Annotated in this window: 19 protein-coding genes; 1 reads left to right on the top strand and 18 read right to left on the bottom strand. The window is 30.1% G+C overall.

From position 1 onward, the window contains the following. From FHP04_RS11485 to FHP04_RS11400, 18 genes are all read right to left on the bottom strand, one after another. Complete coding sequence (locus FHP04_RS11485) at positions 1-1,059, bottom strand: polysaccharide pyruvyl transferase family protein (RefSeq protein WP_139856287.1); 1,059 nt, start codon at positions 1,057-1,059, stop codon at positions 1-3. Beyond that, entirely contained in the window at positions 1,056-2,759 is a 1,704-nt protein-coding gene (locus FHP04_RS11480; protein WP_139856286.1) for a hypothetical protein, read from the bottom strand. The genes FHP04_RS11485 and FHP04_RS11480 overlap by 4 nt, the downstream gene beginning before the upstream one ends. Before the next feature lie 85 nt (positions 2,760-2,844). Further along, the gene (locus FHP04_RS11475; RefSeq protein ID WP_139856285.1) at positions 2,845-3,837 is read right to left on the bottom strand and encodes a glycosyltransferase family 2 protein; all 993 of its coding nucleotides are present in this window, start codon (positions 3,835-3,837) and stop codon (positions 2,845-2,847) included. Next, complete coding sequence (locus FHP04_RS11470) at positions 3,837-5,126, bottom strand: hypothetical protein (protein ID WP_139856284.1); 1,290 nt, start codon at positions 5,124-5,126, stop codon at positions 3,837-3,839. Before FHP04_RS11470 ends, FHP04_RS11475 begins: the two co-directional genes overlap by 1 nt. Continuing rightward, positions 5,119-5,841: a hypothetical protein gene (locus FHP04_RS11465; RefSeq protein ID WP_139856283.1), complete on the bottom strand. Its 723-nt coding sequence runs from the start codon at positions 5,839-5,841 to the stop codon at positions 5,119-5,121. Before FHP04_RS11465 ends, FHP04_RS11470 begins: the two co-directional genes overlap by 8 nt. A gap of 11 nt (positions 5,842-5,852) precedes the next feature. Beyond that, positions 5,853-6,803, bottom strand: coding sequence for a glycosyltransferase family 2 protein (locus tag FHP04_RS11460; RefSeq protein ID WP_139856282.1), 951 nt, complete (start codon positions 6,801-6,803; stop codon positions 5,853-5,855). An 8-nt stretch (positions 6,804-6,811) separates the two neighbouring features. Continuing rightward, positions 6,812-7,942, bottom strand: a complete 1,131-nt coding sequence (locus tag FHP04_RS11455) for a polysaccharide pyruvyl transferase family protein (RefSeq protein ID WP_139856281.1) — start codon at positions 7,940-7,942, stop codon at positions 6,812-6,814. 12 nt (positions 7,943-7,954) lie between these two features. Beyond that, positions 7,955-9,094 (bottom strand): glycoside hydrolase family 88 protein, encoded by a 1,140-nt coding sequence (locus FHP04_RS11450; RefSeq protein ID WP_139856280.1) that lies wholly within the window; start codon positions 9,092-9,094, stop codon positions 7,955-7,957. A 5-nt stretch (positions 9,095-9,099) separates the two neighbouring features. Next, a complete protein-coding gene (locus FHP04_RS11445; protein ID WP_139856279.1) occupies positions 9,100-10,620 on the bottom strand; it encodes a lipopolysaccharide biosynthesis protein in 1,521 nt (506 codons plus the stop codon). Positions 10,621-10,956: 336 nt separating this feature from the next. Further along, positions 10,957-12,036: a DegT/DnrJ/EryC1/StrS family aminotransferase gene (locus FHP04_RS11440; protein WP_139856278.1), complete on the bottom strand. Its 1,080-nt coding sequence runs from the start codon at positions 12,034-12,036 to the stop codon at positions 10,957-10,959. Between the two features lie 236 nt (positions 12,037-12,272). Continuing rightward, on the bottom strand, positions 12,273-14,069 hold the full coding sequence (locus tag FHP04_RS11435) for an ABC transporter ATP-binding protein (RefSeq protein ID WP_139856277.1): 1,797 nt from the start codon (positions 14,067-14,069) through the stop codon (positions 12,273-12,275). A 135-nt stretch (positions 14,070-14,204) separates the two neighbouring features. Continuing rightward, on the bottom strand, positions 14,205-15,581 hold the full coding sequence (ispD, locus tag FHP04_RS11430) for a 2-C-methyl-D-erythritol 4-phosphate cytidylyltransferase (protein WP_139856276.1): 1,377 nt from the start codon (positions 15,579-15,581) through the stop codon (positions 14,205-14,207). Between the two features lie 85 nt (positions 15,582-15,666). Continuing rightward, complete coding sequence (locus tag FHP04_RS11425) at positions 15,667-16,731, bottom strand: glycosyltransferase family 2 protein (protein WP_139856275.1); 1,065 nt, start codon at positions 16,729-16,731, stop codon at positions 15,667-15,669. 43 nt (positions 16,732-16,774) lie between these two features. Further along, positions 16,775-17,893: a CDP-glycerol glycerophosphotransferase family protein gene (locus FHP04_RS11420; protein WP_139856274.1), complete on the bottom strand. Its 1,119-nt coding sequence runs from the start codon at positions 17,891-17,893 to the stop codon at positions 16,775-16,777. Between the two features lie 172 nt (positions 17,894-18,065). Then, positions 18,066-18,911, bottom strand: coding sequence for a glycosyltransferase family 2 protein (locus FHP04_RS11415; protein ID WP_139856273.1), 846 nt, complete (start codon positions 18,909-18,911; stop codon positions 18,066-18,068). Positions 18,912-18,956: 45 nt separating this feature from the next. Next, entirely contained in the window at positions 18,957-20,753 is a 1,797-nt protein-coding gene (locus tag FHP04_RS11410; RefSeq protein ID WP_139856272.1) for an ABC transporter ATP-binding protein, read from the bottom strand. A 214-nt stretch (positions 20,754-20,967) separates the two neighbouring features. Then, positions 20,968-21,972, bottom strand: a complete 1,005-nt coding sequence (locus tag FHP04_RS11405; RefSeq protein ID WP_139856271.1) for a glycosyltransferase — start codon at positions 21,970-21,972, stop codon at positions 20,968-20,970. Between the two features lie 472 nt (positions 21,973-22,444). Beyond that, positions 22,445-23,101: a DapH/DapD/GlmU-related protein gene (locus tag FHP04_RS11400; RefSeq protein ID WP_139856270.1), complete on the bottom strand. Its 657-nt coding sequence runs from the start codon at positions 23,099-23,101 to the stop codon at positions 22,445-22,447. Between the two features lie 325 nt (positions 23,102-23,426). Here FHP04_RS11400 and FHP04_RS11395 point away from each other — a divergent pair, with 325 nt between their 5' ends. After that, positions 23,427-24,428 carry a lipoate--protein ligase gene (locus FHP04_RS11395; protein ID WP_139856269.1) on the top strand — a complete coding sequence of 334 codons (1,002 nt, stop codon included), beginning with the start codon at positions 23,427-23,429 and terminating at the stop codon, positions 24,426-24,428. Positions 24,429-24,807: the final 379 nt, after the last annotated feature.

Raw genomic sequence — 24,807 nt, 5'->3', positions numbered from 1 at the left:
TTATTGTAACACTTCTATTAAGGATTGATAATTTAAAGAGTTATCTATAGAAGAGCCGCTATCAAAATTATTCTGACTTAGAAACTTTTTAATATCCTTCTCTGAAAAACTCTTAAGTAGATTAATATTTTTATTTTCATTAATCCAACTATAAGTCTCTCTTACTTTATGATTGTTATTTTGAAAAACTAAACAAGGAGTGTTTGTAATATAGCAAAAAATCATGCCGTGTAAGCGGTCTGTCACTACTAATTCGGCCGACTTAAATGTATTCCAAATTTTTTCTAATTCCTCTTCCCTTTCTTCAATATTCATATTATCCCTATTAATATGCGTATCATACATTGTAACAGATTTGAACCGATTATTAATCTCGTTTTGAATAAAAGCAGTTTGTTTTTGTGTAAGATTTTTCTCTTTGTCTTGCCGCATACAAATAACAGCTCCATTTCTCTCTAACTTAGGATATTCTTTATTAAGACTTAACACTATATCTGGAGTAAGTAATATATGTGCTTTATCGAAATGTTGGTTCATCAAGGCGTAAGATGTCTTTTCGCGCGCCACCATATATAAATTAGGGTGTGCATTGTAAACTTTTTTAGCAATCGCTAAGGCTTTCTTTCCTTCATTAGTCTCAGAAAAATCAAAAGTTTGGGGAAAGGAAATAAATTTATTTTTAGGAAAAGACCGTACCGCCAATTGACGAATAAACTCTATTTGGTCGTACAAATCCCCTAAATTCCCACCGCCAACAGAGGTAATAATATCCCCGTGTTCAATATTTTTCTTTACAAAATAAAGTCCTTCTAAACTATGACTTATAGGAATTTCAATTACTTCAAAATTATTTCCTAGTATATCCTTTAAGAATTTAGTTTGCGCATAGGTAATAGCTACGTCCCCTAAGTTTCCATAATCAGCTGCTAAAAATATATAGACTTGCTTTTTGTTTTTATCAATTTTGGTGTTTTTAAAATAACCAAAAGATTTAAATTGTTGCAAAAACAGTTTAAATCGAAACTTCTTCCGAAAACTTAATGCGTTTGAAAAAATCATAGTGTTGCTTGATTAAATATTTTGTAGAGCTTATCTACCATTACCATTCTGTAAGCAAGGGTTAAGCTACTAATATTATTAGTGTACTTTGCCTTAATATACATTTTAAGCTTAGGTGGCAAGTTTTCCTTTATAAAATTGATAAATTTGTATTTAAAAGATTTATTATATAAAGGAGAATAGCTCAATTGCTTGTTAACACTCTCAATCATTTCCTTTGAAAATATATTATTATCCATTCGTGTTAAATACTTTTTTAAATAATTAATATGTTTTTCTGTGTTAAGCAATTCCCCCATACCTAAAATCGACGAAGAGGCATTAAACCCCACTTTCGATTTATCCATTTGTTTAGAAAGATTAACTATATGTGCCTTATCACCTCTTTGATTTGGTTTTAGTTCACAGTATAAAAGATAATGAGAATAAGACATCATTGGAGCTAAAGTAACTATAAAGGAATTAATCAAATCATCAAAAGAAGAAATAACTATTGGTATTCTAAAATCGATATATAGCCTATCCCTCCATTCTATTAAGGACTCATTTTTCTTCCTAGTTATTGGCACAACATCTTCTTCTTGTATCTGAATATAATCATCTAAAATATAGGAATTGCAATTTCCATAGTCCTTAAATTTTTGAATTCCTATATGTGCTCTAGACATTTTATCATTTAAGTCTAATCCCTCTGTAAAAGGAATGTCTCCCCTAATAATATATTTATAGTTCTCATCCTGGAGTTGTTCAAATATCTTAAAGCTATCTGTGTAAGCGTTAAAATGGTCTATCCTACAATCCCCATTTTTAATAAAAACATCAAAAAAAGAATCTAAGTTTCTAATCTCTCTAGGTAAATAAAAATCTTTTAAAGTTTTATTATAAGCTTTTGCAATTTTATTTGCAGCTTTTTTATCATCAAATGTATCCTCACTATTTTTTATCCCCCAATTTGCTAAAGTTAAATTTTTATATTCTCTTAATTTATTAGAAATATAAAATAATAGCCTACTATCATTTCCTCCTGAAAGTGGTAAAACCATTTTATCGACAGAGGTTGTTTTAGCCTGTTTTTTAAAAACTTGTTCAGTAAAACAAGCGTATTTTTGTAAAAATTCTCTTTTGTTTGAAAATTTTATGTTTTCTACAGCATATTTTGTAGGTGTTTTAGAAACAAGCCAATCTTTTAAGGAAAATGAATATTGGTTACTGTGAAGAACTTTTTTAGTTTCAATATCCCATGCATTTTGGAAACCTGTAGATCCCGAGGATAAAAACCAACTTATCGTTTTTTTGTTAATATTAAAAGACTTTTTTAAGGCTGTAATTAATAGTTGTGAATTCGTAAGAATAAATTTCTCTTCATCATGATAATACCATAAAGATTTAGATTCAAATCTATCTACATTAAAGGAAATACTATCTGACTTTATTTGTATTTTGAAATATGCTCCATCTTCTAATACATTAGTAGCACCCTTAATATCCCTTGTAAATCCAGAAACTATATGTTCTGTTTTCGAATTAACCTCGAATTCTGGATTTAAAACTCCTATATAGGTATTAGATAATGTAGTTGATTGATAAACAACTATATTAGAGTCAATATTTTGGGGCGCGATATAAGAAAAAGCCTTTTTAATTTCAGATTTTGCATCGACTTTGTTATTCTTATAGGTAATAACCAATATTTTACTCATTCCAATTTTATTTAAAAACTTAACTATATAAGGCTATAACGCTTCATTAATTTTAATTATTTGTTTTTGAAAATTTACAAGTAATTTACTTAATAAATTCTGCTATGAAACTAGTTGTAAGAGACATTTTATGTTTCACTAAAAACTTAAACACCCTATCCTTCAGTGATTTAGGTTGAAAATAATTAATGTTTTTAGTGATTTCAACTTCATTAAATAAAGTTTTTACCATTTTGTGTTTATCCAAAAAAGATAATTCGTTTTTTGAAGTAAAGATATTATCAATAGAATATCGTATTCCTCCCATTATTGATGTACTTAAAATGTCTTGTTTGTAAAAAACCTTCCACGTGTCAAGCCAAGATTTTAAAACCTCAAATTTCATTTTATAAAGTCTCAAAAAATCCGGACGATACCTCTTCATTTGGGATTCAGCTATTCTATCTATGTAATGATAATAGGCTTTTTGATTAAAGTAAATAGCTTCTGAAGCTTTATAAATAGGAGCATTAAAAAGGATGTCTTCTACTAAAGAAACACCTTTAATAAATTCAAAATTATTATTTTTTAAAAATGATTTTCGATATATTTTATTCCAGGCATACCCCAATAATCCTACATGATAATTATCTATTTTAGGTTCTTCTTTATCTTTGTAATATGCTTTAACTTTTGGAATATATTCCATAGTAGAAATCAAATTTTCAGAATATCCTAAACTATCTTGAAAATAACCAAAAACCACAAAATCTAATTGTTTTTGTTCAATTATTTTAAGGTTATCTTCCAATAAATTGGGTTCTATCCAGTCGTCGGGATCCATAAAATAGATAAACTCTCCTTTTGCTCTTTCTAAACCATAATTTCTAGCATCGGATAGGCCGCCATTAGGTTTATCAAAAATAATTATTCTTTTATCGGTAAATGACTGAGCGATAGCTAAAGTGTTGTCAGGTGAACCGTCAATAACAACCAAGATCTCAAAGTTAGAATAGGTTTGATCTAAAATTGATTGTATGCTTTTGGCAATGTACTTTTCTACATTGTAACAAGGAAGAATGATTGATACTTTAGGCATTATAATTTTCTTTTTATTAAAGCAATTCTAAATTTTAAATACATTTTAAATAACCCAGGAAACATTGATATAAATTTTCTTTTTGCTAGTACAAGCGAATTATCTTTAGGGATTGGCTCGGTAACTTTAATTTTCAGTAAGGATTGTATTTCATTTAACTTATTACCTTCTATATTTATATCGTCAAATATATAATATGCCTTAGATGTGTTTTTAAGTTTATCGTATATTTCCTTCCAAAAATATTGTACTCCTTCTGATTTGAAACCCTTATTAAGATCATAAATCAATTCATCATAAAATTCTGGACCAACTTTAAAACCATAGTTATTAGGATTAGCACCACTTAAAACTAAACCGAATATGGTTCTTCTACACTTTTCACATTTTGAACAATTTGTGTATTTATTTATAGGAGAATAGCATACTCTTAAAACCACTCCTTTATTTAAATCCTTAGTGAAGTTTGATATTAGGTCAATTTTTTCTTGTCTTTTCAATTCATAACCATCATGAATTACATGAGTTCCTGACCATGAAATTTTATTATCAATTTCCGGTGTTGATCCCCAAGCAATCTTAATGTTATCTGTGTATGAAGAGGCTATATAAATTGTACCTACTTCATATTTAAATGCTAAAGGCGCAAGTAATGTAGTTAAAGCATATCCGTGTTGCACATCACTCCACCATCCACCATTTTGCGGAAGCTTGTTTAGTTTATCTGAATAGAAAGTTCTTAAATTAGAAACAATATACTTCTTTTCATTTTTATCTAATAACTCTTCAGAATTATATTGTTTCTCTTCATCTATAGCTTTTTCAAAACTTTTATTATCCATTTTATCTCCAAAAACCCTTACCAAAATAGGACTTTCATCATAATGTCTAAATAAAGTAGCAAATGCATCTACTCCGCCACTAAACAATGTCAAAGACTTTGAGACATTGGATATTTTTAGTGGTATCAATTTATTGTATGTAATAACGTTCCTATCTGTAATTTGAGGATGCATTATTTTCATTTCCTTTTGAATCTCCAACAATGAATTATATAACTCAACATCCATTTCATCAATAAAAAAATCACAATCTAAAAACCAACATATAACAACTAAGTTGGTAATTGCAGGTATATTAATTATAGAGTTAGGAACATTATAAATATTTTCTTTAAAATCAACATATAAGCTTTCCGAAAAATATTTCTGATATTTTTTGGATACTACATATTGATAGGTTACTTTTTCTTTTGATGGAGAAAGGATAAAAGATTTTAATTCAATCATAATATGCTCGATCTAATTTATTCAGTTTAAAGTTCTTAATATTTATTCCCGAAGCATAATAATATCCTTTAAATAACTTTTGAAAAACCAATACACAAGCAAAATTTCTGAAGGTATGAGTTTGCACAAAGAGCATTTTAAAAACCTCATTTAAATTGGTATTTACCCAAACAAATCCTAATTTATTTTGAGAAGCAAAGTCAATTATTTTCAATTTCATGGCCTCAAATAATCCTAAAGCTTTCTTACCTCCATATTGTCCAAATGCCCCTGCATTAAACAGGGTTAAATAATTTATTTTATTTATAGATTCTCTTCCTTTTATGTAGGAAAAAAAAGAATCTACTCCAAAAGACATAGCTGTTCCAATAGCAGATGCTTCTGGGTATTTGGTTTCGTCCTCTAGCTTAAGGTCAAACATTTCTTTAGTTGTCTTAAAACCCATTTCTTGAAAAATTGGCAACAAGATCTCTAAAAGACCAAATTTCAGACGTTTAGATATTGGGACATTCGATTTAAATTCTAAATTTTCAAAAACACAATAAATAAATATGAATAATATAAAAGCATCAGCATTAGAAGTAGATATAAACTTCTCATTTTCTTTTGAAGTAGAATACCATAAAATTTTCTGAACTCCATTTATTATGCAGTCTGATTTTAAAATAGTCAATTCGTTTGACTCTTCGATATAAATGTTATTCAATTCAACCATATATGCTTTTTTTAACGAAATAAATATTTCAATTTTAAAAATATTACAACAATAAAAATGTTAATATTAGCCATACGAATAAATAAGGCTTTTAAATATGGTTTATTTATAGTATAAAATTGTTTAAAGTTTTTCTTTAGCTTCAGCTTTTCTTTAGAGTTTTTAAAATTATAATTCGATATATCAACAAAAAAATTCTTTAAACCACTCTCAATGTCTTTTATAATAAATTTAACTAATCCCCTTTCTTTAAAGTAGCTAATCAATAATTGCAAGTATAAAAGTTTGTTGTTTATTCGATTGATTGATATTGGCTTGGAAGTGGCCGAATTATTGCGGACAATCATATTATAGAATGCATTATTATAAAACAACAACCCATTACAATTAGCTAAAACTTGAAAAACAAATAATGAATCTTCATTATGTTTAAGAGTTTCATTAAATTTTATATTATTCTTATCTATAACAGACTTCCTTATTATAACCAAACAAGCGGAAAGAGGTTTCATTATTATATTCTCAAAAATCTCTTTTTTGTTAAAAACTTTTAAATATTTAGGTGGATGTTTTCTTCCTATTACTTTTTCGTTTTTGATTGCAGATAAACCAAATTGAATGACATCCAGATCAGGTGCAAACTCTTTAGATAAAAGCTGAAATGTATTTAATTCTAAAAAATCATCCGCATCAATGAAATAAACCCATTCACCTGTTGCTTTATTTAAGCCCAAGTTACGCGCTGCACTTACCCCTTGATTGGTTTGAGTAAAAAATTTTACACGACTATCTAATGTCTCAAATTTTTTACAAATATTTGGAGAATTATCCGTAGATCCATCATTAATTAAAATAATCTCTAAATTTTCATAGGTCTGTTTAACAATGCTAGTTATACATTTTTCAATGTATTTTTCAACATTATAGACTGGGATTATAACTGAAATTAAAGGTGAAGTCATTTTGATTTCTAAAAATAATTATTAAGAAAGTCTTTAGAAGCTTTTCTCAAGACATTTAATTTTGAATTAACAGAAATGTAATCAATCTTGTATTCAAGTTTCGAATTATCAAAATTTTTCACATCATAAACCAATCTATCTTCAAGACCTAGCTGTGTAAGAATTGATTCAAATCGGGCAGCACCACGACCTTTATTAACTATTGTAATGAAAGGCTTCTGATTAAGAATTGAAAATACTGTTCCATGAAATGAATCAGTAATTACAAATTCAGCATCTCTAAAACCTTGCAGCCATCCTTCAATTGGGGGAATTATATAATCCTCTAATTTTTTTCCTTTAGAGGATGTTATTTTAAATTTTGCTTGGTTAGTATGATGTTTAAGATTTAAATTGATTGAACAATTTTTAATAAAATTGTTTTTCTCATCAGAGTCATCTAAAACGTATGTAAACAATTCTATTTGCTTTTTTCGCTGACCTATTAGTTCACTATAATCATCAGCACTTAAGAGCATAGTTGGATCTAAAACTGCAATTACACCCCCTATATTTAAATTATCATGACATAATTTTATACCTGACATTTCTCTTACCGAAACACCTTGAAATTGTTGAATTAACTTACTACAAACATTTGTTTGCTCTTCATTATATTCCCATTCCTCAGTTCCAAATGAAGCAGCATAAGCTACTTTTTTAATACTTTTATCATTTTGTAGAAAATCTAGAAAAAAATTATAAATATTAGGAGAATATATCGGTCTCCATACTTGATCGCTACCTACAACAACACCGTTAAAATTTTCTTTATTAATAAAGTCGGCTAAACCGTCTGTTGATTCTATTAGAGGAGACCAATTAATATATTTTTTTATAAATCTTAGGTTGTTTTCTGCAATTTTATCATAATCTAAATATGTCGGCGTTTTTTGCTGCAACACATATTTTTTAAAAAACGCTTTAAACTTACTAGCAAGAATTATGGGTTTAGAGCGAGTGTCTCCCTTTCTTCTATTAATAGTTACCGTATTGTAACCTCTATCCACAAGAAGCTTCTGCATAGCATAATTTTGAATTATGCCACCGTAATTATTTTTTAAAGGCTGTGTAAGAATTGCAATTTTTCGCTTTTGCATGTTTAAATATTTTTATAGTATTAAAAGTAGAAAACCCTGTGACAATTCACTTGTTCCAAATGATTTTGAATAATCATTAATTCCATAAGTATCACCTGAAGTATGTAAAATAAAACCATCGTGAGAGATATAAGAAAATAAACTATTTATTAACTCTTTTTTATTACTTAATTCACCCTTTATATCCATAGCATATATAAACATAGTGGTACTGGAAGCATCAAATAAACTTGAACTTCCCGGAAATTGCGACCACAAGTCATTTTCCATACGCAATTCAGCTAAGGTTTTTGACAATCCTTTAAATTCTTGTGAAAATTCTCCAGTTGCTTTATAATAATGAGACAATCCTAAAAAATACCATCCAATACCACGACCCCAATTTGTTGGGCCTACTTTAGTGTTAGAACGTAAATCTATTCCATGAGTTGGCAAATAAGTTTCTTTATCCACCCCGTATTCCACATAAAATTCCAGTTGTTTTTTTGCTATTAATAAAGCTTCTGGTCGATTGACATATTCACTGTAATCAACTAAAAATGGCACAATCATTCCTAGAACATCATTAAGTTGCACTAAACCATTCTCTCTATATAATATTAAACCATCATCGTTTTGTAAAGACTTTATTTTATTAAACAGTACTTCACAAAATTTAAGATACTTTTCATCACCATAGACCTTGTGAAGATTTATTGCAGTTAAACCAAATGGTACTTGATCAACTTTATCGAAATTAAAGGTTGGTTCACCTCTGCTGTTTAAAAGTTTATCAAAGGATAGTTTTACTTTAGATAGATTAATTGAATCTTTATTCTTTAACAAATAAGATGAAAGGCCATAATATAAATAAGCTTTAGGGTAATTATAGGTCTTAAATTCTTTTTGTGGTTTTCGAACGTATAGGCTATAAAGAGTTTCAGTAAATCCTTTAGGGTCACTCCAAACATTATTGTTATGGGTATCAATCATTTCGATGGATTGATTTAATATTACTTTAATTGAATTGTCGTTAATCTGAAGTGTTTTCTCAGGCAAAAAATTCCTTTCTATTTTTGGCCAAATAAATGGTACTGTATCTAAACAGACAACCAATATATTCGCAGTAATGGATATTATAAGGATTACCCAAAAGATTTTTTTCTTAAACATTTTGATTAAATTTTGACTTTAGATTTAACAAAGGTTAATACAAACTTTCTTTCGGATAAGGTTAATCCAACCGTTGATATAATTAAAATATTTAACATAGTAATTAAAGAGATTTTAACAAAGAAGTTTATTACATCATTATTAAAATTAATTAATAGATTCACTAAAAAGCTAGCGCAAACAGCTAATAATACTACGAATAAAATTTTGAAAATTACATCTTTAATAAAAGTATAAATATTTAAATTCATCATTTTTATCAAAAAGCCAATCCTAATAATTAATGCAATAATTGAGTTTCCTATCAATACGTAATACATATTTAAAGGATCGTTTGTTAATTTAAAAACTAACCAAACAGTAGGAAGCGTTAGGAATATAAAAGAACCCACAACGATTTGATAGATTTTTATTTTTCCTGTAGCTTGAGCTCCAGTTACCATAGGATTTGAAATTGTTTCAATAAGAGAGTAAATTAGAGCTAACTTTATAAATGAAATGGCATATATAGGAATTTCCTTCAGCCAAAAATTCATGACAAAATCTATATTAAAAAGAAAAGGTAATGTCAAAATAAACATGGCGAAAAAGGAAAATTTAGCACTCTTATACATTAGATTAAGTGATGCTTCATAATTGCCTTTAGAATAATTTTTTATGATTTGTGGTTTAACTGCAACTTGAAAGTTACTTACGAATGTACTTATAATACCTTGTACCATTACTGTTAAGGTGTAAGATGCATTCGCTACTGGCCCGAAAAATAAATTTAATAAAATATTACTCCCCTGACTTCTTGCAACTACAGCAATATTACCAAAAAGGTTCCATCCAGAATAACTCATTAATTCTTTGTAATAATTCTTATCGAAATAAAATTTATAAACCGATTCTTTGAACTTCTTTTTACAATAAACTTTATAAACCATTCTTATTATAAACGAAATCGAAAAAATAAGGATGGCGTAAAGGATTAATCGGTCATTATTTGCTTGAACAAGGTAAAGTGCAATAAAAAGCTTTAATAAGGTTTCTAAAATACTAACATAAGCATAGATATTCATATGCTCGCGTGCAATCAATAAAGCATTATAGGGTACCTGTATTACATTGAGAATAAAAGTAAATATAGAAAATTGATATACCCAGTTAGCTGCATTCATTCTATCAGGTGGTATGTCTAATTTATAATTAACAAACCATAACCCAATGGTTTCGGATAGTATCAATATAATAATCGCAACTAGGAAATGAATATTAAGCGTGGCATTAAAAGTTTTTTGCAATCGCTCCATGTCATTTTTACCGATGTCAAAGGAAAGATATCTTTGCGTAGCGGAGGACATCGCAGAATTTAAAAAGGCAAACATAGTAACAATGCCACCTACCAAGCCATAAATTCCATAGTCTACAACACCCAGAGCATCCAATATCAAGCGCGATGTATATAATCCGACACCCATGGTTAAGAACATCCTAAAATATAGGAACATGGTGTTTTTAGCTATTGTTGTATTATTGGACAATTATTTATAATTTAAATAATTAATAAAAATGTTAAAAGGCTTATTTTTTTTTGCGAGTGCAAAGATATAGAAGCTATAAGGAATAAATCGGTTTTATTAGTAAAATGTATATGTTGAAAGGGCAGAGAAATTAATTCAATGTTTATAACCATTCGATTATAAGTAGTAGAATGGGACAGTTTTAATAAGGATTATAAGCAGTCTCACTTGAATCTGTAAATATTAATATAAATTTTATTGTGAATATAAGACTTGATAACATTTAATGTGTTTTTTAAGATTTTTTATAACAGATGGTGCTTGAAATATACTTATATAAATCGAACATCATTAGTATTAAATACATTCTAATATTAATTCACTTATTTTTTTTGCGTCACTTAATGGGAGATCGAAATAGATTGGTAAACACAGGCATCTTGTTGAAATACTTTCTGTATTTGGTAAAAAAACAGCAGGCATATAAGGTAGTGAAGATGCTAAGGAAGGATAGAAATATCGTCTGGTAAAAATATTATTTTGTTCTAAATATTCTTTAACGCGTAATAATTCTTGTTCCGTCTTAAATATAACTGGAAAATAACAATAATTTTTACTGGCATCATTATTCCATGTTTGAAACTTCACTTTGTCTTGAAGTTGTAACTCATAAATTTCAGCTAACTGTTTCCGTTTTTGTAAAATTTGACCAACATAATTAATATTGACAAGACCTAAAGCTGCGTGAAATTCAGAGTTTTTGGCATTAGTACCTATAGATGCAAAGCCTTCTTTTTCGTGTAGTCCGTGATTACGAATATAACCTAGTTTCTTAAGTACTTCTTTATGTTTAGCTATTACTAATCCACCTTCTCCGGTATGATAGAACTTTGTGGCATGTAAACTACAAGTTGATATATCGCCAAATTCAAAAATAGATTTGTCTTTAAAATTAATTTCAAAGGCATGAGCGGCATCATAAATAACCTTCAGATTATGCTTATCTGCAATTTTTTGAATGGCTTCAACATCACAAGGATTCCCGAAAATATGTGTTGCCAATATAGCTGATGTATTTTCGGTAATTGCTTCTTCAATTTTCTTTGGATCTATATTTAAACTACCTATTTGTATATCGACAAATACAGGCGTACAACCTTCCCATACAATACTATGTGTAGTAGCAACGAAGGAAAAGGGTGTGGTAATAATTTCGCCTTTTAAACCCAATGCTTTAATTGCCATTTGTAGCGCGATTGTGCCATTAGAGACAAAGAGTAAATTTTTCACGCCGATATGTGCCATTAATTTCTCCTCTAGTTCAACTGCTAAAGGCCCCATATTTGTTAACCATTGATTGTCCCATATTTTATTAAAATATGTTTCATATTCTTCACGAGGTGCTAAAAATGGTTTTGTAACGAGAATTTTATTCATGTAAATATTAATCAATATTTATTAACCATTGGGGAGAGCAAGTTTATCTTACAAAAGGTCAATATAAAGTTGCGAAGATAGATAAATTTAAAATTATGTTAAATAAATAAAAATGCTATAAAGTATAGTAAACAAAGTTCGATTAAAATAAAATTAGTCCGAATAGAAGTGAAAGTTTAAAGTATATTTATCCAATTTAGGCTAAGTTTTAACCTCTTTCTATTTTTTTAAATTATTTAAAGCTCTTGTAACTCAACCATTTTTTTAAATCTTTCTTGTTTAAGAATCATATTTTCAAAAGAATCGATATCTAAAATTCTCCCTTTATCCATAAATACTATCTTATTGACATTGCGAATAGTAGATAAACGATGGGCTACCATCACTATAGTGTATTTTCCTTTCAATGCATCTATACTCTCTTGTATGGCTTTTTCAGTCTCTGAATCTAAAGCAGAAGTCGCTTCGTCTAGAATTAGAATATCTATTTCTTTGTAAAGTTCACGTGCTATCGAAATTCTTTGTTTTTGTCCTCCACTTAAATTTATTCCGTTATTTCCGAGTTGTGTCTCTTCCCCTCTAGGCAATTCATTTAGAAAAGCTTCTAAAGCAGCTTGTTTTATACTGAGTTTATACCTTTGTAGGTTTTCAGGAGTCTTTTGAGCCCATAAGGTTACATTGTTATAGACAGTATCGTTAAATATTACAGGGTCCTGGCTTACATAACCTATTCGTTTTTGGTAAGATTCCTTATTTAGATCTTTCAATAACATATCATCTATATAAATACTTCCATCACTCTCTGCTAAGAGTCCTGCAATTAGATTGGCTAAGGTCGATTTTCCACTTCCACTCTCTCCTACCAAAGCTATAGATTGATATTTAGTAATTTTTAAATTTATACCCTTTAAGATAAGTTCATTACCAAAAGAAAAATCCACATCTTTTAAAACAATAGAATTTTTAAAATTATTAATTTTAACATTTCCTTGCTTTTCTTTTCCCGACTCCAAATCTCTTTGAAAGTCTTTCATATTTTCTAAGGAACCAGAAACCTCCATATAGCTATTCCAAAACCACTGTAAACTCATTAATGCTGTAAGTGCTCTATAGAAAAATAACAAACTAATTAGAATTACTCCAATATTCCCTTCAAAATAGTTTACTTGAATTAGAATCACAACGGCAATAATAAATACCATAATCGGTTCACGAACAGCTGTTGCAATACTGTTTAAAGCACCAATCCGCTTTAGGGAGTCTTCAATTTTGAGAATAGTATCTTTTAATTTTACTCCATAAGAGATTGCACTGCCTGTGGCTTTTAAATATTTAAAATGGCCTACGTATTGAATTACTTGTCCTTGAAAAACTGAGTTATACTGTGTCAATTTTCCAGACGCTCCTTTTGTTCGCTTATAAATGTATTTGTAAAGAATATTTGTTAAAGCCCCTCCTACACTAACTAAAAGTGCAAATTGGGCGTTAGCCATAAACGCAAAGCTCATATAAACCATTACCATTACCAATTGTTGGAAGGTATTGAAGTATGCGGAAAATGAAAGCGACACCTTACTTACTTCCCCAGTCATGGTATTTTGAATACGCCCAACATCAGAAAGGATAAAGCGTTTAAAATCTATTTGGCTAAGTAGATCTAATAAATTGAGCCTAATTTTTTTAATAAAACTCTGTTGTAAAATCACTAGATAAATATTGCGTATATAAAAAGCTACTCCTTTTAATACAAAAAAAACAATCATTAAAATTAATGTACTCTTTAGAGTCATAGATATTCCAACTGCTTCTAATGCGTTGATAAATATCCCTAAATACCCCATTTTATCGGGATTAGCCATATTGTTTTCACTCACAACCTGAAGCAATGGTATAAACATTGTTAAGCCTAATCCGTCTAAAAAGCTTACAGCAACACTCAAAAAAAAGGCTATAAAAACTTTTCCCCTTAGGTATCGAAAGAAAAAAGTAAAGTCTGTGAAGTACTTTTTAATAAAGTTTTTTAATTTTAACATGGAGCTGAAGATATTCTTTAAAGTTATTACCCATAACAACAGGCTGTATTAATTCAAAACAGAACTCTATATATCAAGATGGGGATTATAGCATTATACATTTTAAGGGCTATACACGGTTGAAAATATCATTATTTACTTTACTCCATATTTTTTCACATCAATTACTTGCCCATTTAATTGGCTAAGTAAAACACCAAGTGATATTTTTGCAACTTCACTAGCGCACAACAAACTATCCACAGGTTCGTGACCGAAATTTGATACACGCATTGGCGTATTTGTACGTTCAGGGTTTATACAATTTACTTGAATATTATCAGGACTCCATTCCTCTGCCAAGGCTTGAGTGAAATTAACAACTGCAGCTTTAGTTGCTGAATACACACTATAAAATGATCTTCCGCGTGTATAAGAACTTGATGTGAAATTTAATAAATGGCCATTAGAGTTTCTAAGAAAAGAATAGCTTTCACGAGCTATACATATAACTCCTTTTAAATTTGTATTTAGTGCTTCATCAATTTTCTCAGTCTCCATGTGTACTAATGCATCCTTAGTTAATACTGCAGCAGTATTAATTACAAAATCTATTTTACTTTCTCTTGATGCCACTGTTTGTAAAGCCGTTGCAACATGGATTGGATTTGAAATTTCGGTATTGTTTAAACTACGAGAGAAAGGATAAACCTTAGCTCCTAATTCTTTAGCTATATTTACTATTTCTTTCCCAATTCCGGATCCTCCACCAAAAACAACTATCACTTTGTCTTTTAGTTTTGATAAATCTGGGTTTGTATAAAAATTGATTGTCTTTAATTGAAATAATTTATCTAATAGAAAACTATCTTCCTTATAGGTTAGCTTAAAATTATTCTCTTCTCCAGGTACAACATAAATCTCAACTTCTGGTAAGTATTTTAATACGACGCCACAATCGTCTGTTGTTTTAAAATATGGATCTTGAAGGGCTAAATCATAAGCTTTTTTTATAACCTCGTATTTAAAAGCCTGAGGGGTCTGCCCCCTTCTCAAATACTTTCTTTCTGGAATACTTTTAATAATATTATTTTCCGAATTGAGCTGAATAATGGTATCGGCAGAAGGAATTGCTGTGTTTACAGCTGAATATTTTTTTAATGCTTGAATTACATTATCAATAATATCATCACTAACTAAAGGTCGGACAGAGTCGTGAAAAATTAAATTAATATCTGAATCAGCAGGATAAGCATTAATAGCACTCAAACTTGATTCATATCGTTCTTCTCCACCTTGAAGAATTTTTTTAACTTTAGTCCATTTGTTGATAAGCACAAAGTTTTCAACCTGAGTTTTATATAAGGAATGACAAACAATAACAATTTCATCTATCCCTTTATGATTTTGAAAGCTCTGTACAGTATGCTCTAAAACTGTTTTCCCCGCTACTTTGAAAAACTGTTTTGGTAGCTCCATATTCATTCTAGAGCCTATACCGCCTGCAAGAATGACTGCTATATTTTTTGACATTGTTTATATTTTAATAATAGTTGGCTAGTTAACTAATCGAATAAATAATATTAATTGTTTTACGAAAGTAATAATTCAATGTCTCTTATGTTGTTTTTTTATATTTACCTTTTAATTTAGATATTAAATGATTTCCAAATAAAAATCTTAACCAACGACTAAAATTCCCTTTATATCGGAAGTTTAAAAAAAAATCTAAATTATTAAATAGTAATTTTCTCCTTTCAGTCCTATTTGCATATCCATATGCTTCAGGTAAACAATTTTGTTTCCACCACTTATTGATGGATTTAATTTCTTTGTTGTATTTATATTCTGAAAAACTATTGAAAAGATTGTAAGTGCAAATCCTACTTTCCATATGATTTAATTGCCATTCAAACGTTTTAGAAAATTCACTCCAAGATCCAATCGTTCTTCTTCTATAAACTGCCATTGTACCTGGTATATATCCAATTTCACCATTGTAAGCATAATACAACTTTAAAGCTAAATCGGTAAGCGGTGCCTTAAAAATCCAATTTGGTAAAATTTTTAAAGATTCTGATTTCGCAACTATTGAAACGGTCCAAATTCCTAAACCCTCTCCCAATATGTAATCTTTTATATTAAATAACTGTAATTTTTCGGGGTTTGGAGGATGTTTAATATGATTGTAAAATGGATCTTTTTCATCAACACACTCAGTAGGGTGATAGCACAGTACGCAATTTGGATTTGCTTCCAAAAAATCAACTTGTTTTTGAAGCTTTTGAGGATCAGTCCAAAAATCATCTCCCTCGCATATAGCTACATAATTCCCCCTACTGGAAAATGTACTGTAGAATAAATTAAAAAGTGGTGAGGGTCTGTTGTTTATTTTAATATTATTTTCCCTGTTATGTAGCAATAATCGAATTTTATCCGGATTTTTTTCTGCATATTCTTTACATATTTTTCTAGTTCCATCTGAGGAATCATCCTCACCAATTATAATTTCAATATTAAAGTTTGTTTTTTGCATTAGAACTCCATCGAGGCATTCTTTAATATATGGAGCTTGCTGATAGGTTAACACCAAAACTGTTAACTTAGGGTTTTGATCTACCTGATTTGGAACTTCTATTACAGGCTGTAATTCATATTTACTTTTGAATACTTCAAAATTCATTTTAATACCTTTTAATAACCTTATAATAGAAAATTAGATTTTTTTAGTTTTTCTTAGAATTAAAAATAAAGTTCGCCAAGCGTTCTGCACTTTTATCATCCCTATATTTAAAATACAAATTACGCATTTTCACTCTCTTTTCTACATTAGGGTCGTGATCAGTTGTTAAGAGTTCATTTAGAAATTCAAAAAAATCTCCTTGATTTTGATATAGTTTTGAAGGCAACCAATTTTCAATATCCTCAAAGTACAATTCTTCATTATTTTTAACCTTATCCAAGTCTGTACAAAAACATATAATTGGTTTGTCTAATAAGGAAAAATCTGTCATTACCGATGAAAAATCGGTAATTAGCATATCCGTACATCCAATTAAATGATAAAGGGTTATTTTTTTATTAAGTATCCATTGGTCGTTTATCATCAGGATATTACTTAAACTATCTATATTCTTTTTACTTAAAGTGTCGTAATAGTAATGAGGCTTTAAAATGCATATAGCATTGTGTTTTTTTAGAATATTATTAAATGTCGACACATCAAATCCTTCACTATTAAATATATTATCTAGTTTTATTCCGTTTTCCCCCATTTCAACATCTATCCCCGGAGGCATTCTCCTATAGGTAGGCATCCATAAGATAATTTTACTATAGCTGTTTAAATCGGGATCTATTTGATTAATAATGTATTTTTTCTCTCTTTTCGCCTTCAGCATTATATCATTTCTAGGGTAACCAGAAATAAACACACTGTCAATTGGCACTTCAAAAAAATTAGAAAACATGTTCTGAGTTAATTCTGAGGTAGCTACGGTAATGTCTGCTTGAACTCCTCCATAACCTCTAGCTGCTTTAATTTTTTTATGGCCTACACCATGCCATAGATTAACATGAATTTGACTTTTAGGGGTTTTTAAAAATCCATGAGTACTAAGAATATACTTGCTCGTTAAATAAGTTAAATTAAATTTTAAGCTTCCTATTATAATCAATTCAACATTGTGCTTAAGTAAAGGAGCAATCGAATTTTTATTTGACTTTTTTACAACAAATGACACAGGTAAATTATAATTCTCAGAAATATAATTCGCCATCGCGATAGCATTTGTTTCTGCATTAAAACTATCAATAAGCATCACCCTGCTAACTTTAGGCAGCATTAGACTCAAGTTTTGTCTTAAAAATCTTTTAACTTTAGACTTGATTGATAATTGATGTGGAGTTGATTTTCTCAATTTTGTATTAAATATTATCGATTGAATATTATTTAAATTCTAGTTGTATTTTTTCTACTTGGCAAAGTTGGTTTTAATATAACCAATATGACAACCACTAAGGTTTTTTCAAAAAATTTAAAGGGTTTTGACAAAATTTGAAAAATATTGATTTGGAATAAATAGCCGCTAAAGCTTTTTTATATAAACGGTTAATATATGGTTTTTTGTAATCCTGAATAGATTGTCTGTTTACGAAATGAAATTTTAACATAGAAGTTAAGTTAATAAGATATTCTATAGGCGTAAAGGAAGTAGAATTGGAAATTCCTGGTCCCGTATGCCGTATCCATTTAAACAAAGCCTTATTTACGTATGAAAAGTCATCTATAATTAAAAATATTTTGAGGTAAAAATCTATGTCTTGTGCTTTCTTTATCTTAGGATTCCATTTTAAAAACCCAGGTTTAAAAAAACTTATATCTATTACTCCTATAGATGTAGATAAAAAGCGATGTTGAGTTATAATTTGTTCAATATTTCTATCATTGGAAGCAAATAATGTATTTTCTCCATATTCATTGGTATGAAAATAATCACATATGCAAATTCCTGTTTTTTCTATTTGCATTTTTTGTATTTGTAACTCTAGTTTTTCAGGCATTAAATAATCATCAGAATCTAAAAATTGTAAGTATCTACCTGATGCATTCTTAATTCCATTATTTCGAGCGCTTGGTGCTCCGGAATTTTTTTGATAAATATATACAACCTTAAAGGCCATATCTGTGTGTTGTATGACCCAATCGTTAATAATTTGCTTTGTATTATCTGTTGAACCATCATCTACTATCACAACTTCTATGGGCCTATAAGTTTGAGCCCAAACACTATCTAAAGTACTACAGATAAGTTCGCACCTATTAAAAGTAGGAATGATAACGGAAGCAAGATTGGTTTTCATAAAAGAAACTCGGATTAATCTATGAGAGTTAGTTCAAATTTTGATTTATAACTCCTGTAAGTTTACCATTCTGGCAAACCGTTCTTGTTTTTTAATTAAATTATTAAAATTATCTATATCTATAATTTCCCCCTTTTCCATCAAGACGATCTTATCAACGTTTTTTATTGTTGATAATCTATGCGCTACAATAAGAATAGTATATTTTCCTTGAAGTGCTTCTATGCTTTTTTGAATTGCCTTTTCAGTTTCAGAGTCTAAGGCTGAAGTGGCTTCGTCTAAAATTAATAGATCAATATCTTTGTAAAGTTCTCTCGCAATTGAAACTCTTTGCTTTTGACCTCCGCTCAAATTGATTCCGTTATTTCCTAATATAGTATTCTCTCTTTCATCCAATTCAGTCATAAAATCTTCTAAAGATGCTTTTTGTACACTGTTCTTAAACCTAAGAAGGTTTTCCGGTGTTTTAGGTGCCCATAAAGTGACGTTATTATAAAGGTTATCATCAAAAATTACTGGATCTTGACTTACATAACCTATACGTTTTTGATAGGAATTGGATTGAAAATTAATTAATGGAGTTCCATCGATGGTAAGACTACCATTACTTGGGTGTAGCAGCCCAGTAAGTATGCTAATAAGGGTTGTTTTTCCACTACCACTTTCGCCGACAAATGCAACACTTTCATTTTTTGAGATATGAAGATTTATATTTTTTAAAATTGGTTTTGAACCGTATGAAAAATTTAGATTCTCAATAGAAATTCCACTTTCAAAAGAGTTAAAAGGAATTTCACCGTCTTCGAATTGATGCTGCTTAAGAGATTCGGAAAAAGAATCTATATTTTCTAAGGAACCTGAAACCTTTAAAAAAGAATTCCATTGTGCTTGAAGCGAGATTAGTGAAATTAAAGCACGAAGGAAGAAAAGCAAGCTCACTACGGCATTGCTGATAGTTCCTTCAAAGAAATAAAATTGCACCCACATAACAGATGCCAAAATTATAATCACAATTGGCTCCCCTATTGCCTCTCCAATACTTGAGAGCATCCCCAATCGCTTTCTATGCGATTCTATGGAAGTAATTGTCTCTTCGAGTTTTTTTGAGAATCTGTCAACCATTCCTGTAGAACGCAAATACTTAAAATGGGCAACATGCTGAATAATCTGTCCTTGAAAGATATGGTTTTGTGAAGTTAAACCTCTCGACGCTTTACGCGTTCGACTGTAAATCAGTCTAAACAAAAAGTGTGAGAGAAAACCGAATATAATGACCAATAACGCAAAGCCGGGGTTTATAAGAAAAGCGAAGCAGAGATAGACAAATGCCATAAGTGCATTTCTAAGCGTACCGAAATAAGTACTGAAAGCACTCGAGACTCGATCTACTTCGCCACTTAGTGTGTTTTGAATGCGTCCTGAATCTGCAATCATAAACTGCTTAAAACTAATCCGGTTTAACCCTTGCAATAAGTGAACTCGTAACTTTTTAATGAAGGATTGCTGTAAAATAATCAGGTATACATTACCAACGTATTTAGCGATGCCTTTCAGGATAAAAAACACCAACATAACCAGCACAATCTTCATTAAACTAAGGGTAATCCCCGTGTTCTGAATGGCTTCTACTATAAAACCCAGTTTACCCATCGCCGAGGGATCGATACTACCTTCTGGATTGAGTACTTGCAGCAAAGGCAAAAACATCGTAAGTCCGATGGCGTCTAAAAGACTGATCAGGATACTTAACAATAAAATCAAAAAGACCTTATTTCCAAGATGGCTATAGAAGAAGGTAAATCCGAATGTGTATTCCTTTAGAATTCCTTTAGATTTACTCATATCCTTAAAAGTGATTTGATGTTGTTACCAGCGTGCGCATAGTTACTTGTAATTTAACAGGTTTTTATCTAAGCATAAAGCAACGCCAAACATAATTATAAAAACACCTGCATTTTATAGTTTTCCTTTAAAGTTCACAAATATTTATCAGCGAAATCTTAACATTAAAGTATTGATATGATATTAACCTGGTTATCGCGTGTAGGTAATTTTTCTAATTCTTAGTAAAAACATGTTTAATCCTTTGCTTTAATACTTTAGCTTGTACTGGAATGAGATTTTTGTAAAATTCCTGTTTTTCTGCTTTGGTTTGCAACACAGGTTTGATGTCTTTGACAATCTCAAAAACACTAGGGTTGCGATTTTGCAAAAATTTTTGTTTTATATTTTTATTCCGCAACATTAATCCTGATATTTTTAAATTGAGAACTGACAACGCTAATTTCAAGTATTGCTTTCTAAGAAACTCTCCACCATCTTTCTTATACAAATCCTTAAGAATCAGATATTGCGCTAACAAAACTTCCAGCTGATGACTTCCACTATAAACCCCAGCTTGATGTCTGTTATAACCCGCCAAGACTTCCTTTATGTAATATCCTTTTCCGGCTCTTAAAAGCAGATAAAATATGTGCATATCTAAACAGAATTCATATTTTTTTAACTGATCAAATAACGTTGGTTGATTGCGAACTAATGCCGTAGATGTTTTTATAAAAAATGTATTTTTCAAATCTTCTAATTCAAAAACTCTTCCTTGTTCATCCTCGGGATGATTGGTGAACCATTTATTTTGACGCACTACTTTTTCTTTCCCATCATCTATCAGTACATACGCTCCACACGTCATCGAACATTCAGGGTGTTTTTCTAAAATGGCAACTTGCTTTTGAAGCTTATCTTGTCCGATCCAAAAGTCATCGCCTTCGCAAAAAGCTAGATAATTACCCTTTGCCTGCGGATTATTATATAAAATATCGATAACACCTGGGTTTTTAGACCACTGATTTTCTTCGCGTAAAATAACGCGAATGAGCTCAGGATATTTTTCTTGAAATTCCAAAATAATGTCACGAGTACCATCGGTGGAGGCATCGTCATAAATAATTATTTCAAAAGGAAAATCGCATTGTTGACTTACAATACTCTCGAGACAAGCTCTGATAAAACGGTTGTGATTGTAGGTTATACAAAGCACTGTTACTAATGGTTTTGACATCACTTTTTAACTTTATAATAGTTTCTACTTAATTCGCCTTTCACAATTCATTAAATAATGTCTTCAGCAAGATTCGAAAAGGGACAAATACAGTTTACAAAGCTATATCCCTTTCTTTTAGCATCTTGAAAGAGTTCTTCTCTTGCTCGATTCATATTTTGAGATCCAATAGCGATAAACATTTTATATTTATCTGGAGAACGCGATTGTTCCAAATTCTCATAAGGAAAAACGGGATAACCATTTAGCTCCGATTTATTTAAAAAACTCCTTTTTAACAGTAAACGCCACTACTTGGTGAAGCTTGTATTTTCTCATTAAATGAGCTGTTACTTCCGCATGACGCCCAGTGCCATAAATCAAAATTTTTTCCATGGTACGCTGTAAGTCTATCTGTGCATTTTGTTTTTAAGAAATTTAATATTATGTATAGGTGGATTATGAAAACTATACTTTTCTTCAAATTTCGTATTTATAAAAGTTTTAATCTCGAAGAATCAAAACTTTGCTTTTCCGTTGCCCTGTTTAAGTAAACCGAAGCGGGATCGGTACTCTTAGAAATTACACACCCCATTCCTACAACGGTATGTTTTCCAAGTGTGATATTAGGACCTATAGCAGAACCCAAACCAATAAAAACATTCTCTTCTACATTAACGTTACCAGCTAATATACTGCAAGAAATAAAGCCATTATGGCCAATTTTGCAATGATGTCCAATCTTCGATGAAATTATCGTTACATTATCACCAATCTCTACAAAATTCGAAATAGTACACTCTTGACCAATATATACATTTTCCCCAATGATAAGATCTTCTGAAAATTCAGGATTTGGCCATATACAGTTTACAAATTGATACCCCTTTTCCTTGGCATCTCGGAAAATTTCTTCCCTTGCACGATTTATTTGTTGCGGCCCAATAGCAATAAACATTTTAAATTCACTAGGTGGGTGAATCCGTGAAATATCCTCGTATGAAACTATTGGAAGTCCATTTAACTCTGTTTTATTTAAGTACTTATTCCTAACAGTGAACGCAACAACTTCGTGAAGATTATTTCGTTTCATCTCATAGGCGGTCAATTCTGCATGTCGGCCAGCACCATATATTACAACTTTATCCATAGGGGTGTTTGCTTATTAATAAATTAACAAGAATTATTGGGGAGAAAGTCGGTTTTGCTACCGGCAAATATAAGATAAATACATCTAATATAAGGTTTTAATTAAACTTATAATAATACATTTCTATTGTTTATTCCGAAACAAATTTTCAAAGTCAAAATTACAAAATTAAAATTCACTTGAATTGAAAGTAGTTAAACACCTAAAATACTTTACCTCTTAGCACCCATTGTCTTTAAGTAGAATATTGATTTTTCAAACCTCTTAAGATAATAAACCACCGATAAATCTTATCTTTACAAATCTAAAACACAAACAAAGAACTATGATTTTTATAGAAAATGAGGATGTAACCAATCCACATCTAAACTTAGCTTTAGAAGAGTATATTTTACGAAATTTTAGTGTAGAGAACGATTATTTATTGTTTTATATAAACGAGCCTTCTATTATAATAGGTAGAAATCAAAATACTCTAGAAGAGATTAATCACGAATATGTTGAGCAAAATAATATTCATGTTGTGAGAAGAGTTTCTGGTGGTGGCGCAGTTTATCACGACCTTGGAAATCTTAACTTTAGTTTTATCACCAATCACGACGTAAAGAGTTTAAACAACTTTAAAAAGTTTACTGCACCTGTAATTAAGGTTTTAAATAACTTAGGGCTTAATGCTGAATTGAAAGGGCGTAATGATATATTAATAGACGAGAAAAAGATATCTGGCACTGCCCAGTTTTCTACAGGGAAAAGAATGGTGAGCCACGGTACGCTACTTTTTGATACAGATTTAGGAGAAGTTGTAAATGCCCTTAATGTAAAAATGAGCAAAATTCAATCTAAAGGTCATAAGTCTGTTAGAAGTCGAGTTGCTAACATCTCAGAGTTTTTAAATAAACCACTCACTATAGAAGCATTTAGAACATTACTTCTTGAAGGTCTTTATGAAGAAAGTGAGCCTTTTGAAACCTACCGCCTCACAGCAGACGAATGGAAAGCTGTACACCAATTGAAAGAAGAAAAGTACGACAGTTGGGACTGGAATTATGGTAAATCTCCAAAATTCAACATTCAACGCAGCAAACGCTTTGCCGTTGGAGAAATAGATTTGCGAATTTTTGTCGATAAAGGACTTATCAAGGAATTTAAAGTATATGGCGATTTTTTTGGAAAAGAACCTGTAGAAACCCTAGAAAACCTATTACAAGAAACTCGGTACGAAAAAGAAGACATCACAGAAATCCTTAAAGATGTGAACCTAAAAGAATATTTTGGTGATATTGATGAGGAAGAGTTTATAAACTTGATTTATGGGGATGATGAGTAATTTATTAGTTATGAGTTATGAGTTAGGAGTTAGGAGTTTAAAATTCAGAATGCGGAATTCAGAATTATGAGGTTTCCTTGCGAGTTAGGAGTTATGAATTAAGAGTTATGAGTTATGAGTTATGAGTTAAGAGTGCAGCGTTAAAAATTATGAATTATGAATTTGGGATTTACTAGTTATGAATTCAGAGTTATGAGTTAGGAGTTAGGTTTTAAAAGTTATAAATTGAGAGTTTAGAGTTATATTAATTGCTAATTGAAGGATCATGGGTGTTTATCGTAATTATTTGAGAGAAGTCTAAATTCTAAATTCTTGACTCTTACGTCCTAAGTCTTACGTCCTATGTCCTACTGTCCTACGTCCTAAGTCCTACGTCCCA

The organism is Aequorivita sinensis, assembly GCF_006346335.1.
Classification (GTDB): Bacteria; Bacteroidota; Bacteroidia; order Flavobacteriales; family Flavobacteriaceae; genus Aequorivita; species Aequorivita sinensis.
The sequence above is the reverse complement of the archived record's forward strand: the minus strand, read 5'-3'. Positions and strand labels throughout refer to the sequence as shown.